The sequence below is a fragment of the Corynebacterium pseudopelargi genome, assembly GCF_003814005.1.
GTDB lineage: Bacteria > Actinomycetota > Actinomycetes > Mycobacteriales > Mycobacteriaceae > Corynebacterium > Corynebacterium pseudopelargi.
On record NZ_CP033898.1, the window covers coordinates 309,965 to 324,505 of the forward strand.

Annotated in this window: 16 protein-coding genes; 13 read left to right on the top strand and 3 right to left on the bottom strand. The window is 59.6% G+C overall.

Features of this window, described 5'->3' with window-relative positions; all coding sequences use genetic code 11:
- Nucleotides 1-159: 159 nt before the first annotated feature.
- The gene (locus CPPEL_RS01450) at nucleotides 160-1,491 is read right to left on the bottom strand and encodes a dipeptidase (RefSeq protein ID WP_123959468.1); all 1,332 of its coding nucleotides are present in this window, start codon (nucleotides 1,489-1,491) and stop codon (nucleotides 160-162) included.
- 215 nt (nucleotides 1,492-1,706) lie between these two features.
- Between CPPEL_RS01450 and groL the strand changes: the two genes are divergently transcribed.
- Together groL and ppk2 are read left to right on the top strand one after the other, a co-directional pair.
- A complete protein-coding gene (groL, locus tag CPPEL_RS01455) occupies nucleotides 1,707-3,347 on the top strand; it encodes a chaperonin GroEL (protein WP_123959470.1) in 1,641 nt (546 codons plus the stop codon).
- 152 nt (nucleotides 3,348-3,499) lie between these two features.
- A complete protein-coding gene (gene ppk2 / locus CPPEL_RS01460; RefSeq protein ID WP_123959472.1) occupies nucleotides 3,500-4,396 on the top strand; it encodes a polyphosphate kinase 2 in 897 nt (298 codons plus the stop codon).
- Between the two features lie 32 nt (nucleotides 4,397-4,428).
- Here ppk2 and CPPEL_RS01465 read toward each other — a convergent pair whose 3' ends face one another.
- Together CPPEL_RS01465 and CPPEL_RS01470 are read right to left on the bottom strand one after the other, a co-directional pair.
- Entirely contained in the window at nucleotides 4,429-4,716 is a 288-nt protein-coding gene (locus CPPEL_RS01465; RefSeq protein WP_164470342.1) for a rhodanese-like domain-containing protein, read from the bottom strand.
- A 1-nt stretch (nucleotide 4,717) separates the two neighbouring features.
- Nucleotides 4,718-5,194 carry an inorganic diphosphatase gene (locus CPPEL_RS01470; RefSeq protein WP_123959476.1) on the bottom strand — a complete coding sequence of 159 codons (477 nt, stop codon included), beginning with the start codon at nucleotides 5,192-5,194 and terminating at the stop codon, nucleotides 4,718-4,720.
- Between the two features lie 72 nt (nucleotides 5,195-5,266).
- Here CPPEL_RS01470 and dacB point away from each other — a divergent pair, with 72 nt between their 5' ends.
- The 11 genes from dacB to CPPEL_RS01525 all read left to right on the top strand — a co-directional run bounded on the left by dacB (nucleotide 5,267) and on the right by CPPEL_RS01525 (nucleotide 14,539).
- Complete coding sequence (dacB, locus tag CPPEL_RS01475) at nucleotides 5,267-6,508, top strand: D-alanyl-D-alanine carboxypeptidase/D-alanyl-D-alanine endopeptidase (RefSeq protein WP_123959478.1); 1,242 nt, start codon at nucleotides 5,267-5,269, stop codon at nucleotides 6,506-6,508.
- Nucleotides 6,508-7,407 (top strand): tRNA lysidine(34) synthetase TilS, encoded by a 900-nt coding sequence (gene tilS / locus CPPEL_RS01480; RefSeq protein WP_123959479.1) that lies wholly within the window; start codon nucleotides 6,508-6,510, stop codon nucleotides 7,405-7,407. The genes dacB and tilS overlap by 1 nt, the downstream gene beginning before the upstream one ends.
- A 2-nt stretch (nucleotides 7,408-7,409) precedes the next feature.
- Nucleotides 7,410-7,994 carry a hypoxanthine phosphoribosyltransferase gene (gene hpt / locus CPPEL_RS01485; protein ID WP_123959480.1) on the top strand — a complete coding sequence of 195 codons (585 nt, stop codon included), beginning with the start codon at nucleotides 7,410-7,412 and terminating at the stop codon, nucleotides 7,992-7,994.
- 96 nt (nucleotides 7,995-8,090) lie between these two features.
- The gene (ftsH, locus tag CPPEL_RS01490) at nucleotides 8,091-10,460 is read left to right on the top strand and encodes an ATP-dependent zinc metalloprotease FtsH (protein ID WP_123959481.1); all 2,370 of its coding nucleotides are present in this window, start codon (nucleotides 8,091-8,093) and stop codon (nucleotides 10,458-10,460) included.
- On the top strand, nucleotides 10,461-11,027 hold the full coding sequence (gene folE / locus CPPEL_RS01495) for a GTP cyclohydrolase I FolE (RefSeq protein ID WP_123959482.1): 567 nt from the start codon (nucleotides 10,461-10,463) through the stop codon (nucleotides 11,025-11,027).
- Nucleotides 11,028-11,032: 5 nt separating this feature from the next.
- Complete coding sequence (gene folP, locus CPPEL_RS01500; protein WP_123959483.1) at nucleotides 11,033-11,851, top strand: dihydropteroate synthase; 819 nt, start codon at nucleotides 11,033-11,035, stop codon at nucleotides 11,849-11,851.
- Nucleotides 11,844-12,209: a dihydroneopterin aldolase gene (gene folB / locus CPPEL_RS01505; protein ID WP_123959484.1), complete on the top strand. Its 366-nt coding sequence runs from the start codon at nucleotides 11,844-11,846 to the stop codon at nucleotides 12,207-12,209. The genes folP and folB overlap by 8 nt, the downstream gene beginning before the upstream one ends.
- Nucleotides 12,210-12,215: 6 nt before the next feature.
- Nucleotides 12,216-12,698 (top strand): 2-amino-4-hydroxy-6-hydroxymethyldihydropteridine diphosphokinase, encoded by a 483-nt coding sequence (gene folK / locus CPPEL_RS01510; protein ID WP_123959485.1) that lies wholly within the window; start codon nucleotides 12,216-12,218, stop codon nucleotides 12,696-12,698.
- Nucleotides 12,695-13,162, top strand: coding sequence for a DUF3180 domain-containing protein (locus CPPEL_RS01515; RefSeq protein ID WP_123959486.1), 468 nt, complete (start codon nucleotides 12,695-12,697; stop codon nucleotides 13,160-13,162). Before folK ends, CPPEL_RS01515 begins: the two co-directional genes overlap by 4 nt.
- A 10-nt stretch (nucleotides 13,163-13,172) precedes the next feature.
- Nucleotides 13,173-13,925: a DUF6779 domain-containing protein gene (locus CPPEL_RS01520; protein WP_245990472.1), complete on the top strand. Its 753-nt coding sequence runs from the start codon at nucleotides 13,173-13,175 to the stop codon at nucleotides 13,923-13,925.
- Nucleotides 13,922-14,539: a 6PGD fold domain-containing protein gene (locus CPPEL_RS01525; protein ID WP_123959488.1), complete on the top strand. Its 618-nt coding sequence runs from the start codon at nucleotides 13,922-13,924 to the stop codon at nucleotides 14,537-14,539. Before CPPEL_RS01520 ends, CPPEL_RS01525 begins: the two co-directional genes overlap by 4 nt.
- Nucleotides 14,540-14,541 lie beyond the last annotated feature (2 nt).

Below are 14,541 nucleotides of genomic sequence, written 5' to 3' on the forward strand. Positions count from 1 at the left end.
TTTCCCGCTTGAGGGTACGTAGCCCAAAGCACTCGCTTGGCCACTACGGCCGCGAGGAGCGCTGCGAGAAGGGAAATGATGTAGGTCACGGAATTCAAGATAGAAAATGACCCACGCCACTGCAAGTGTGTGGCGCGAGTCACCCCCTGTGCGGGGGTATTAGAGATGACGCAGGAAGGCCGCCTCGGCGGTGGCGATGTGCAGAATCTCGTTGGGATCCACCGACTCATTGGGGGAGTGGATCTTGCACAAGGGTTCCTCCACTCCATACAGCGCCAATTCGGCGCTGGGGTTGACGTCGATAAGCTCCGAACACAGCGGAATCGAGCCACCGGAACCGACAACCGTGGTCTTTTCGGCGCCATAGGCGGCGCGCAAGCACTTGCTCAGCAGGGTTAGCGCCGGGCCGGAAATATCGGTGGAGAAGGGATTATTTACATCGGCAATCTCGCACTCAATGCGCGCATGCCAAGGCACATGAGCCTGCAGGTGCTCCACCACCTTCTCGGCCGCATCGCGGGCATCCATTCCCGGAGGCACACGCAGATTCAGGCGGGCCTGAGCTGTAGCGGGCACGGCATTGACGGCCTCGGCAACGGGAGTGGAGCTAAAGCCGGTAATGCTAATCGCAGGGCGCGCCCATACCAGGTCAGCGGGGTTATCGCTGCCAAGCAGATCCACCCCATCTAGCACGCCGGCATCTGCGCGGAAGGTCTCGGGATCATAGGAAGCGCCCTCAAAGTGCTGGGTGGTATCGAGCCCATCCACCTGGATGGCGCCCGAGGCATCCTTGAGCGAATCGAGCGTGCGGATCAGCGCTGCGGTGGCATCAGGAGCCGCACCGCCAAAGCTGCCCGAGTGGACCGGGGCTTGGAGGGTGTCGACCTTGACGGTGATCTGCGCGCCGCCGCGAAGCGAGGTGGTAAGCGTTGGCTCTCCCACCTCAGCATTGCCGGAATCGGCAATGAGGATCACGTCGGCCTTAAACAACTCCGGCTGCGATTGGATCAGCGCTGAAAGCTCCTCGCCACCCATTTCCTCTGAACCTTCCACCAGGAAGGTGATGCCCAGATCGGTATCGCCAACCTCTCGCAGGGCGGCTAGGTGCATGACCAGGTTGCCCTTGCAATCCGCTGCGCCGCGGGCATACCAGCGGCCATCGCGCTCAGTGAGCTCGGTAGCGGGCGTGATCCAGGCCTTGGGATCGCCCGCAGGAACCACGTCGTAGTGGCTATAGAGCAAAACGGTAGGCGCGCCATTTTTGGCCTCCTTGCGGCCAATGACGGTGGGGGCGTTGCTGGGGTAGACGGTGACGTCCAGGCCTGCCTCAGTAAGGGCATCGCGCACCCACTCGCAGGCGTGGGCATGATCTTCGGCATCGGCAGGGCTGGAATGTACAGAGTGATAGGAAGTGAGCTGTCGTAGCTGCTCGAATACGCGCTCGCGCTGAGCAAAGATGGCGTCTTTGATTGTTTCGATTGAATGGCTCATGGTGGCCAGTGTAGGTCGTGTCTGCTGCCAGCGAACGTTGCTTGCACTCAAGGGGTGCGACTGCTAGAACGGATTTAGCACTTGGGTTAGCCGAGTGCCAACAACTACGAGTGAGGTTGGCGCACACTCAGCCAGCCGACGCCGTCGCGGGCGCTACGTAGCGATCGATAGACGTGAGTGTCGTCTTTGAACAAAAACAAGGAGCACAAAAACACATGGCAAAGATGATTGCCTTTGATGAGGAAGCACGTCGCGGACTCGAGCGAGGCCTCAACACCCTCGCCGATGCCGTGAAGGTCACCCTTGGCCCCAAGGGTCGCAACGTAGTGTTGGAAAAGAGCTGGGGTGCGCCCACCATCACCAACGACGGCGTTTCCATCGCTCGCGAAATTGAGCTCGAAGATCCCTATGAAAAGATCGGCGCCGAGCTGGTTAAGGAAGTAGCCAAAAAGACCGACGACGTAGCAGGCGACGGCACCACCACCGCTACCGTCCTGGCACAGGCACTCGTGCGCGAAGGTCTGCGTAACGTAGCCGCAGGCTCCAACCCCATGGGCATTAAGCGCGGCATCGAGCAGGCCGTATCCAAGGTCACCGAGCAACTGCTTTCCGGTGCCAAGGAAGTAGAAACCGAAGAGCAGATCGCTGCCACCGCAGGTATTTCCGCAGCCGACCCGGCTATCGGTGCCCAGATTGCCAAGGCCATGTACGCAGTAGGCGGCGGCAAGCTGAACAAGGAATCGGTTATCACCGTTGAAGAGTCCAACACCTTTGGTGTGGACCTCGAAGTCACCGAGGGTATGCGCTTTGATAAGGGCTACATCTCCGGCTACTTCGCCACCGATATGGAGCGCCTCGAAGCCGTGCTCGAGGATCCCTACATCCTGCTGGTATCCAGCAAGATCTCCAACATCAAGGAACTGCTGCCGCTGCTGGAGAAGGTCATGCAGACCTCCAAGCCGCTGCTGATCATCGCCGAGGACGTCGAAGGCGAAGCACTGTCTACCCTCGTGGTGAACAAGATCCGCGGCACCTTCAAGTCCGTGGCCGTCAAGGCACCCGGCTTCGGCGATCGCCGCAAGGCACAACTGCAGGACATGGCCATCCTCACCGGCGGCCAGGTTATCTCCGAAGAAGTTGGCCTCTCCCTTGAAACCGCCGACCTGCCGCTGCTCGGCCGCGCCCGCAAGGTTGTTGTAACCAAGGACGACACCACCATCGTCGAAGGCGCTGGCGATGCAGCCCAGATCGAAGGCCGCGTGAACCAGATCCGCGCCGAGATCGAGAACTCCGATTCCGAGTACGACCGCGAGAAGCTCCAAGAGCGCCTGGCCAAGCTCGCCGGCGGCGTTGCAGTGATCAAGGTTGGCGCAGCCACCGAAGTTGAGCTCAAAGAGCGCAAGCACCGCATCGAAGACGCCGTGCGCAACGCAAAGGCAGCCGTGGAAGAAGGCATCGTTGCCGGCGGTGGCGTGGCCCTGCTCCAGGCAGCCCACGTGCTCGACGGCGATCTTGACCTTGCCGGCGATGAAGCAACCGGCGTGAAGATCGTGCGCGAAGCACTGTCTGCACCGCTGAAGCAGATCGCCTTCAACGCCGGCCTTGAGCCCGGTGTGGTAGCCGACAAGGTATCCAACCTGCCCGCAGGCGAAGGCCTCAACGCCGCCACCGGCGAGTACGTTGACCTCATGGATGCCGGCATCAACGACCCGGTTAAGGTCACCCGCTCCGCACTGCAAAACGCAGCCTCCATCGCAGCCCTGTTCCTCACCACCGAGGCAGTGGTAGCCGATAAGCCCGAGCCCGCAGCACCGGCAATGCCTGGTGCAGACGAGATGGGCGGCATGGGCTTCTAAGCCCAGCAAGCCCAGCAAGCCAGCACTCCCCGGCACTCGCCGGGGAGTTTTTGGGTTTGGGGGTGCCTACGGGGGCAGGGGAGGGTGCGCTGGGGCGAAAATACCCCGGTTTTAGGGAAAAGAGGCTGGGCTAAGGCGCTATTATCGGGGGTATGAGCGAAGACAGTGGCGAGCTTCCAGTCATCGATCTTGCGGCCACGGAGGGTTATACCGTGGACGATACCGATGAGGACGATCCGGTTCTCTTGGCCCCCGATGGGCGCCCGGTCGAGACGTGGAAAGAAAATTATCCGTATCAAGAGCGCATGACGCGCGATGAGTACGAACATGTGAAGCGCGCGCTGCAAATCGAGCTGCTGAAGTGGCAGAACTGGACCAAAGACACCGGCCAGCGCCACATCATCTTGTTCGAAGGCCGCGATGCTGCCGGCAAGGGTGGCACCATTAAGCGCTTCAATGAGCACCTCAACCCCCGTGGTGCCCGTACCGTGGCGCTAGAAAAGCCCTCGCCGCGCGAGTCCACCTCCTGGTACTTCCAGCGCTATATCCAGCACTTCCCGGCAGCAGGAGAGATCGTCTTTTTCGACCGCTCCTGGTACAACCGCTCAGGTGTGGAGCGCGTGATGGGTTTTTGCACCGAATCCCAGCACGCAGAATTCCTGCGTGAGGTGCCCATGCTGGAGAACATGATCTTGGGTTCTGGCATTTCGCTGACCAAGTTCTGGTTCTCTGTGAGCCAGAAGGAACAGCGCACCCGCTTTGCCATCCGCCAGGTGGATCCAGTGCGCCAGTGGAAACTTTCGCCCATGGATATTGCCTCTTTGGATAAGTGGGATGATTACACCCGCGCCAAGGAAGAACAGTTCCGTTACACCGACACCGATGAGTCGCCCTGGATCACGATCCGCTCCAACGATAAGAAGCGCGCCCGCATTAATGCCATGCGCTACATCTTGAACAAGTTCGACTACACCAACAAAGACTATGACTTGGTTGGCGAGCCGGACCCCAATATCGTGATGCGCGGCCGAGATCAGATCGGCGACTAATGGAAAAAAACCCGCCTTCCGGCGGGTTTTTTTTAGGCCGTGGGTAGCCCTGCGGCGATCCAGGCGTCGGTGCCGCCTGCAACGTTGATGGCTTCAATATCGCGCGCTGCGAGGTATTCGATCACGCGGGCGCTGCGGCCACCTGCCTTGCAGATGACGTAGATATCGCGGCTTTGATCAAGTTCCTCCACGTGCGAGGTGAACTCGCTCATGGGGATGTTCTTGGCCTGCTTGGCATGCACCTCGGCAAACTCATCTACCTCGCGGCAGTCGATGAGCTGAGCATCCTCAGGAACTTCTTCAACGGAAACTTCGCGCATCTTAGGCACCGAACCGTTCAATAGCTTCCTGGTGGATCTTTTCTGCCTCTTCCTTGTTGCCCCAGCCGGAACCGGTGACTTCCTTATTGGGCTCCAGATCCTTGTAGTGCACGAAGAAGTGCTCAACCTCATCGCGCAGGAATGCGGAAACATCGTCGATGTCCTGGAGGTGGTCGTAGCGAGGATCGTCGATCACGCAGAGCAACTTATCGTCGCCGCCGGCCTCATCGGTCATCTTGAACACGCCAAGGGGGCGAGCCTTGACAATCACACCGGGGAACACGGGCTCAGGCAGGATCACCAGGGCGTCGAGCGGATCGCCGTCCTCGCCGAGGGTGTGGTCGATAAAGCCATAGTCTAGGGGATAGGCCATCGGGGTAAAGAGGTAACGGTCCAGGTACACCTTGCCCGTCTCGTGGTCCACTTCGTACTTGTTGCGTGAACCCTTAGGGATCTCGATGGTGACTTCGACGCTCATGAGCGCTCCTTTTTCCTTGATCGTCATACAAAATGCTCCAACCATTGTAGCCGAGCGCTAAGGTGTTATCCGATGAAGAAAGCTCAGTGGTGGACGTCCTTGCTCACAGCAGGCGTAGTGGTGGCCTTAACGGCAGGTGCAGGGCTGTGGATTAGCCAGCAAAACGCCCTGCAAGTAGACCCTCCCGCACAGATCGCCGCACCCCAAGCCGCGATGGAAACACTGGGCAGCCCAGCAGAGCTCAACCTCAATAGCCAGGTGGCCAAATTGGCTCAAGACTCAGCGCTTGGCAGCTTTGGGCTGAGCATCGTCGATGTCAGCACCGGCGAGGTGCTCTTTGAATCCAATGCCCAAGAAGCGATGGTGCCGGCATCTTCAACCAAAATGCTCACCGCGGCGGCAGCCTTGCTCAAGCTGGGCCCGGATGATGTGATCGAAACCAAGGTGCTGAAAACCGGCGAAGATTCCATCGTGATCGAAGGCAGCGGCGATGTGTGGTTCAACACCGAGCGCATCGTTGCACTAGCCACACAAATCCAGCAGCAGATGCCCACAGTGAATTCGGTGCTGGTAGATACTTCCGCCTGGCCGGGCGAGAAAATTTTGCCCGGCTGGAACCCCGAGGATATCGACGGCGGCTACGTGGCACCCTTGGAGTCACTGATGATTAACCAAGGTCGCGTCGGTGCAAGCAGCGGTGATGTGCCTCGCAGCCACAACCCTGCCTTAGACGTGGCCAAGACTCTGGCGCAAACCTTAGGCGCAGGCACCTTCGGCTACACCGACGCAGCCGAAGGCGAAGTGATCGCCACCAGCCAATCGCCGGCCTTAGACACCCGCATCAGTGCGATGATGGAAGATTCCGACAACGTGATGGCAGAGGCCATTGCCAGGGAACTCGATCCGGCAGCACCCCAGGCTGCAACGCTGGAGGTGCTCAGCGAGGCGGGGATGGATATCTCCGGGGTGCAATTAGTGGATAACTGCGGTTTGAGCCTTGATAATCGCATCCCCGCGCGTCTGCTTTCTCAGATCGCCACCGAAGCCGCAGGCGGTGAGCAACTACGCCCATTGCTTGCCACCTTGCCCATCGCCGGGGCTAATGGCACCCTTGCCGATCGTTTTGGTGGACTCGACGGCCGAGGCTGGGTGCGTGCCAAAACCGGCACCTTAACCAAAGTGGCCGCCCTTGCCGGCGTGGTGCCAAGCGAAAGTGGCCACATGATCAGCTTCGGCATGATCTCCAATGGCGCAGACGTTGATGGGGCGCGCCGCAAGATGGATGAGATCGCCAGCGCCCTGCGTGATTCCTAATGTTCTGGCCAGATCACAGCCCCCACTTTTTAGCTTGTCGACGCGCCACGCGCCCCACACCCAAACGCGTTGCCGTGGGCCTTTCCGGAGGCCCAGATTCCCTTGCCCTCGTGGCAGCGCTTCGCGCAGAAGGTGCAGAAGTAACAGCCCTGTGCGTGGATCACCAACTCCACCCCGATTCAACCGCCGTGGCCAAAAGGGCAGCCGAACAAGCCGCTGCTCTGGGGGCAACACCCAGGATCTTGCAGGTGGAAGTAGCAAAAGGTAAAGGCCTTGAAGCCCAGGCGCGAAAGGCGCGCTATGAGGCTTTAGAAAAAGCCAGCCGCGATAGTGGGGTGCTCGCAGTAGGCCATAGCCGCGATGATCAAGCAGAAACGCTGCTGCTGAGTGCACTTCGTGGCAAGGCCGTGGGCATGCCCGAGTGGAGAACCCTTGGCCAGGTGCGCCTCTGGCGGCCCTTTTTGGCGTTAAGCAGGGCCGATACCGTAGGTGCCTGCATAGAACTGGATTTGCCCTTTTGGAATGACCCCTTAAATAACGCCAGCACCTCGCGCCGGGTAGCCATCCGCGAAGAGGTGATGCCGGCACTATCGGCACTCATCGGGGGCGATGCGGTGGCCGCTTTGGCTGCCGCGGCCGCAGAGCAGGCCCGAGATGAGCAAGCGCTTACGCAGTGGGCGCAAAAGGTAGATGAGCTCCAAACAGTCCCCAGCGCAGTGCGCAGGCGGGCGATCGCCTCGATGTTATTGCAGGCTGGTGTGGAGGTGAAGAAAGCCCATCTGGACGCTGCCGAGGATTTATTGTGCAATTGGCACGGTCAGGGGGCGGTGAACGTGGGAAATAGGTTGGCGTTAGTGCGCAAAGATGGCACACTTTGGTTGGAAAGATCAGAAAGGTAATCATGCACGACACGATGGACTTCGATGTCCCCGATAACCCCTACGGCGATGATGTCGAAGCCGTGTTGGTCAGTGAAGAGCAACTCAAGGCACGGATCCAAGAGATGGCCGATGCGATCTCGGATCGCTACCAGGACGAGGAAGAAGACCTCATCTTGGTTGGCGTGCTCAAGGGCGCGGTATTTTTCATCACCGACCTAGCACGTGCTCTTCGCATCCCCTCCCAGGTGGAATTCATGGCCGTGAGTTCTTATGGCAATGCTTCTTCCTCCTCGGGTGTGGTGCGCATCCTCAAAGACCTCGATCGCGATATCGAAGGCCGCAACGTGCTCGTGGTAGAAGACGTGATCGATTCCGGGCTCACCTTGTCTTGGCTGATGCGCAACCTTAAAGGCCGCAGGCCAAAGAGCCTCGAAGTGATCTCACTGCTGAGAAAGCCCGAGGCCGTCAAGGCCCGCGTGGATTTCATGGATATCGGTTTTGACCTACCCAATGAATTCCTCATTGGCTACGGGCTGGACTTTGCAGAGCGCTACCGCGATTTGCCCTTCGTGGGCAGCTTGCGCCGCAGCGTATATGAACCCTAAACACCCGGAACACTTCGGCCCATTGAGGCGTTAGATTCAGTGTCGAAGTAACTACACCCAAGAAAGGGCCGACGCATGCGTGCGCGTCGGTAGTGCATGAAAAACAAGAAGATCCTGCAGTACGGCTTGGTGGCCGCGGCGGTGCTCATGGCACTGTACGTTTTTGCCCTGCTTGGCAATGACGCGCGCGGTTATCAGCCCGTTGATACCTCTGTAGCTATTCGCCAACTCGATGATCACAACGTCAAAGACGTAGAGATCGACGACCGCGAACAGCGTCTCCGCATCACCTTGGATAAGCCAATCGAGGTAGATGGCAAGCAAGACGTCGAGCAGATCATGACCAAGTATCCGGCGCGTACAGCACCGGAGATCTTTAGCAAGGTCGAAGGCTCAGAGGCAGAAAAATACAGCACCAACGTCACCCAGGAATCCTTCCTGCTTTCGATGGCTGGCTATATCCTGCCCATGCTCATCGTCTTTGGTCTGCTGATGTTCATGTTCTCTCGCATGCAGGGCAGCGGCATGGGCATGTTTGGTATGGGTAATTCTCGTGCCAAAGAGCTCAATAAAGACATGCCCACCAACACCTTCGCCGATGTTGCAGGTGCAGAAGAGGCAGTAGATGAGCTGCACGAGATCAAGGACTTCCTCCAAGATCCCTCCCGCTATGAAGAACTGGGCGCCAAAATTCCTCGCGGCGTTTTGCTCTACGGCCCGCCCGGTACCGGTAAGACGCTGCTTGCACGCGCAGTTGCCGGTGAAGCCGGAGTGCCCTTCTATTCCATCTCTGGTTCCGACTTTGTAGAGATGTTCGTTGGTGTGGGCGCCTCGCGTGTGCGCGACCTGTTCAAGCAGGCTCGCGAGAATTCCCCCTGCATCATCTTCGTGGATGAAATTGATGCCGTGGGCCGCCAGCGTGGCTCCGGCATGGGTGGTGGCCACGACGAGCGCGAGCAGACCCTCAACCAATTGCTGGTAGAGATGGACGGCTTTGGTGATCGCGAAGGCGTGATCCTCATGGCCGCTACCAACCGCCCCGATATTCTGGATCCCGCCTTGCTGCGCCCGGGCCGCTTCGACCGCCAGATCCCCGTTGGCAACCCGGACCTGAAAGGCCGCGAGCAGATTCTTAAAGTGCACGCCAAGGGCAAGCCATTGGCTGCCGACGCCGACCTAACGGCCCTGGCTCGCCGTACCGCCGGCATGTCCGGTGCAGACCTGGCCAACGTACTAAACGAGGCAGCGCTGCTAACGGCGCGCATCGGTGGCAACGTCATTACCGCCGATGCTTTGGAAGAAGCTACCGACCGCGTGATCGGCGGGCCTCGTCGTAGCTCGAAGGTGATTTCCGAGAAGGAAAAGAAGGTCACTGCCTACCACGAGGGCGGCCACACGCTTGCCGCCTGGGCTCTGAAGAATATCGAGCGCGTGTACAAGGTCACCATCTTGGCCCGTGGTCGCACAGGCGGGCACGCCATGACTGCTGCCGAAGACGATAAGGGCATGTATAACCGCGATGAGCTCTTCGCCCGACTCGTCTTTGCCATGGGTGGCCGTGCGGCAGAAGAACTGGTCTTTGGCGAACCCACCACGGGTGCTTCGGCCGATATTGAGCAGGCCACCAAGATCGCCCGCGCAATGGTGACCGAATATGGCATGTCACCTGCACTGGGCATGGTCAAGTACGGCGAGGAGCAGGGCGATCCCTTCTCTGGTCGCGGTAGCGGCGGTTCCTTGGAGTACTCGCCCGAGATGGCGGCCAAGATCGACGCAGAGATGCAGTATCTGCTGAATAAGGCCCATGAGCGTGCCTATGCCATTCTTGAGCGTCACCGCGATCACCTGGATCGCCTGGCTGCGAAGCTGCTGGAAAAAGAAACGCTGCGCAGGCCTGATCTTGAGGCGCTCTTTGAAGATATTGAGCCTGAAGAGGTAGGCGAGGTCTTCCCCGGCCAAGACGTGCGCTTTAGCCGCCAGATCGGCCGCGAGCCGGTGAAGACCCCCACCGAGCTGGCTATCGAACGTGGCGAAGAGCCACCCAAGCCCTTCTCCCTGTTGGAGGCTTCGAAGGCGGCCAGGGCTCGTCGAGAAGCTGAATTGGCAGAAAAGAATAAGCAGGCCTCTCCTGTGGCACCGGCCCAAGGCCCGGCCGTGGCCGAGCAGCGCTATGGTGGCACCCCGCCTCCGGCAAATTGGCAGGCACCGGGATGGCCGCCGCAGCAACAAGAGCAGCCCAAGCCCTCGGAGCACCCTGGGATGAAGAACTATCCCCAGGCCGATGCCTCCCATCTGGGAGATATTCAGCGCCCCGAGCGCTACGAGCCGAAAGAAGAAATCGGCTTCCGTTTGCCTGAGCATGAGCGCCCCGATAATGAATCGGGACGTCACCGCGCGGTGGAGGAATCACCTGCCGATGACGCCACCGAAGTTATTGAGCTGCCCGAAGACAAAAAGGAGCAGTAATTGAGCATCGACCACGCCCGCGCCGAAGCTGCCGTGCGCGAATTGCTACTGGCTGTTGGCGAGGACCCAGACCGCGAAGGGCTGCAAGAAACCCCGGCTCGCGTGGCGCGAGCGTATGCGGAGATGTTTGCCGGACTGCACGTTGATCCCACCGAAGTCTTGTCTAAGACCTTCTCGGAGGATCACCGTGAGCTGGTGCTGGTGCGCGATATTCCCATCTATTCCACCTGCGAGCACCACCTCGTGCCCTTCTATGGAGTAGCGCACATTGGCTATATCCCCGGCGAGAGCGGCAAGGTCACTGGCCTTTCCAAGCTCGCCCGCTTGGTTGATCTCTACGCCAAGCGCCCCCAGGTACAAGAGCGGCTCACCTCCCAGGTTGCCGATGCGCTGGTAGAAAAACTCCAGGCGCACTCGGTGATCGTGGTGATCGAATGTGAGCACCTGTGCATGGCCATGCGTGGCATTAGAAAGCCAGGCGCTACCACCACCACCTCGGCGGTGCGCGGAGGCTTCCAACGCAATGCAGCTTCGCGCGCTGAGGCGCTGAGCCTGATCAAGGGGTAGAGGCTATGCGTTCGCAGGTGATGGGCATTGTTAACGTCACCGAGGATTCCTTCTCCGATGGTGGCCGCTACCTTGAGCCCGAAAAGGCAGTAGCGCACGCCCGAGCGCTTGTTGCCCAAGGCGCAGACATTATTGATGTTGGCGGCGAATCCACCCGCCCGGGGGCAAGCCGAGTAGATCCAGACCTAGAGCTTCGCCGCGTGGTGCCTGTGATCCAGGCGCTAAGCCAAGAAGGCATTGTCACCTCGGTAGATACCATGCGCGCAAGCGTTGCCGCGGCCGCGGTAGAAGCCGGTGTGAGCATGATTAATGACGTATCCGGCGGCTTGGCTGATCCACACATGTTGGAAGTCATGGCCGAGGCTGGCGTGCCGGTGTGCCTGATGCACTGGAATACCTCTCGTTTTGGCGATGCCGCAGGCGCTGCCGATCACGGTGGCGATGTGGTGCGCGATGTACACCAACGCTTAGATGAGCGCATCGAAGCGGCACTGGCTGCCGGTGTGCGCAATGAAGATATTGTGCTCGATCCTGGGCTGGGCTTTGCCAAAACAGCGCAGGATAACTGGGCACTATTGCATGCGCTGCCGAGCTTTGTGGCCCGCGAACACCGCATCTTATTAGGGGCTTCTCGCAAGCGTTTCCTTGCGGCTATCCCTCAAGCACGCGGTTTGGAGCAAAATGCCGATCCTGCAACGGCGGCGGTCACAGCGATTGCCGCCCACCACGGGGTGTGGTGCGTGCGCGTGCACGATGTTGCAATTTCTCGCGATGCGGTGGATGTTGCTGCCTGCTGGAATACCCAAGGAGGTCTCGGTGGCTGATCGCATTGAGCTCACTGGTTTAGAGGCCTTTGGCTATCACGGCGTATTCGAGCACGAGCGCCGAGAAGGCCAGCGCTTTATTTGTGATATCACCTGCTGGCTCGATTGCCGCGAGGCCGCGGCTAAAGATGATCTCAACCTCACCGTGCACTATGGGCAGCTCGCAGAAATGGCCCACGCGGTGCTAAGTGGCACCCCTCGGGATTTGATCGAGACGGTGGCGGCAGAGATCGCCGATACAGCCATGGAGCGCTTTGGCATGCTCATGGCGTGTGAGGTGAAGATCCATAAACCCCAGGCGCCGATCCCGCTGCAATTTGCCGATGTAGCCGTGGTGGCGCGGCGTTCAAGGAGGTAGGTTGCCATGGCCGAGGCACTGTTATCCATCGGATCCAATATTGGCGATAGTCCCGCCTTGCTTCGCGGTGTGCGCGATGCCTTCGGCAACCAGGTGCTTGGCGCATCCTCGCTGTATCGCACCCCGCCTTGGGGTGTGGTGGATCAGCCAGACTTTTATAACGCCGCGCTGCTCATCAGCTTTAAGGGCAGCCCTGAGCAATTGCTGCAGCGCTGCCAGGACTTAGAAGCGCAGGCTCACCGTGTGCGTGAGCAGCGTTGGGGCCCGCGTACCCTCGATGTGGACATGATCCAGGTCCATGTTGATGGGGCAGAGGTGCGTCAAGAGGATCCTCACCTGATCCTGCCTCATCCGCGTGCGCACCTTCGGGCCTTCGTGCTGTTGCCCTGGCTTGAGATCCAACCGGATGCCACCCTTGCAGAGCAGCCCATTGCCAAGCTGCTCAAGCAGGTCGATGGTGCAGGCATTGAGCGGGTGGAGCCATTATGAAGCGCAGTAGTATCCCCGCCTTGATTGCCGTGGGCGTATTCGCCGCGGTGGCCATGTGGATTTTGACCAAATTCTTCTATAGCTATATGCCCACGGTGCCGGCCTCGGTGGCCATGACCTTGTGGTTGCTTGCAGCGGTGGTGGGCTTTGCTGCCATTCGGGTGCGTCAGCGCGTGGAAGAAGATGCAGTGGGCCAGGATCGCTCTCAGCTCAATCCCGTCACCGCGGCGAAATTATTGGTGGTGGCAAAGGCTTCTGCGTGGACTGGGGCGCTATTTGGTGGCGCCTATATTGGCAGGGCTTTCTATGTGTTGCCCAAGGCCCAGGAATTGGTTGCCGCCGGCGAAGATGCCCCGCTCGTGGTGGCTGCCGCCCTCGGTGGTGTGGCGGTGAGCGCTGCGGGGGTGTGGTTGGAGCGTGCCTGTTCGGTGCCACCGCCGCCGCAGGGTGAGACTGTGCGGTAACTTGGAGTGCATGAATGAGAAGGACAACGGGCAAAAGGTTCTCATCGCCTTAGTGGTGCTGGCGCTCATTGCCAGCGTGGTGATGATGGTCACCGGCAACCTCAATGCGTTGAAGCTGGCGTTGCTGGCCGCGCTTTGGGCCGCTGCGCTGGGCTTATTGCTTGTTGTTCGTTACCGTCAGCAGGCGATCGTGGCTCGCGAGGAGCTGGCGCGATCTCGGGCACAGTTTGAAGAGGAATTGGCCTATGAGCGCGAGCTCGAGCAGCACCGCGAATACGAGTACTACGCCGAGATCCGCGCGCAGTTAGATGAGCTGCGTTTCCAATTAGAAGATCTCACCGGGCAGTTATTTGAAGAGCCCACCATGCTAGAAGCCCGCGCTACTCGCGTGCATGAGCTTGAACCTGCAGAAGAAGCAGCCGAGGATGAAGCAGAAGAAACACCCGGCTATCCCTCGCAGTGGGCAACGCACCCAAGTGGGCCGATTTCTTCTTTCCTCTTGCCGGAGGAAGAAACCCATGAGTTTGATGTAGCAGCGCTCAAAGAGCCCGAACCAGAGCCAGAGCCAGAACCAGAGCCGGAGCCTGAAACGCCTCACCACTTCGATACCGGTTCTTTCCACGCGGTGCCGTGGGTGCAGGTGCAGCAGGATCCTGAGCCTGAACCCGAGCCTGAGGCGCCGGTGCGCCATGGGCGTCGTCGTCGCGATGAGCATTCCGAGGCAATTTCTGTAGAAGAGTTGCTCAAGAGGCAGCGCCGGTGAACGCACCCCGGATGCGCATTGCCGGCCATGGTGAGCTTCTGCACCGCCTTGAGGCCGTAGGCCACCAGGTTGTGAGCTTAGAGCGCGCCGAGCTGGTGATTAACCCCGTGGTTCCGGTGCGGGCGGGGCAGATGGTGGCTTCGGAAGAGGTCGTAACGCTTGGCGATTTAGACGGCGTTGCTTCTTCGATGCGCTTCGTTCTGAGTGAGCTGACCTTGAACACCTTCGCGGTGAGCGCTTCTGATGAGGTCACCGCCACTGTGGCTGAGTTGCTCATCGCCGAAACGGGCGGCCAGGTGGTCTTTGTGCCGGATTCTCAGCGTGAGCGCCTGTTGGTGGCGCAGCAGTTTGCTGCCTATACCCAGGTGGTGGCCCAGGAGGCCAACGCAATTTTCACTGAGGCGCTGGGCAATCCGGATTTGGCCTTGGAGGTGATGGAGCAATCGAGTGGTTTGCTTGCTCCTCCCGGCAGCGTGCAGGAGGTGCAGCGGGCGTTGAACTCTATTCAATCGCCTGAGCGTCGCCGTCTTTTTATTGAGCTGAGCAGGCGTAGTGCTGAGCTTTTTCGTAATCGTGAGATCGAGTTGTGGGCGATGAAGGCCCAGGGGGAGTAACC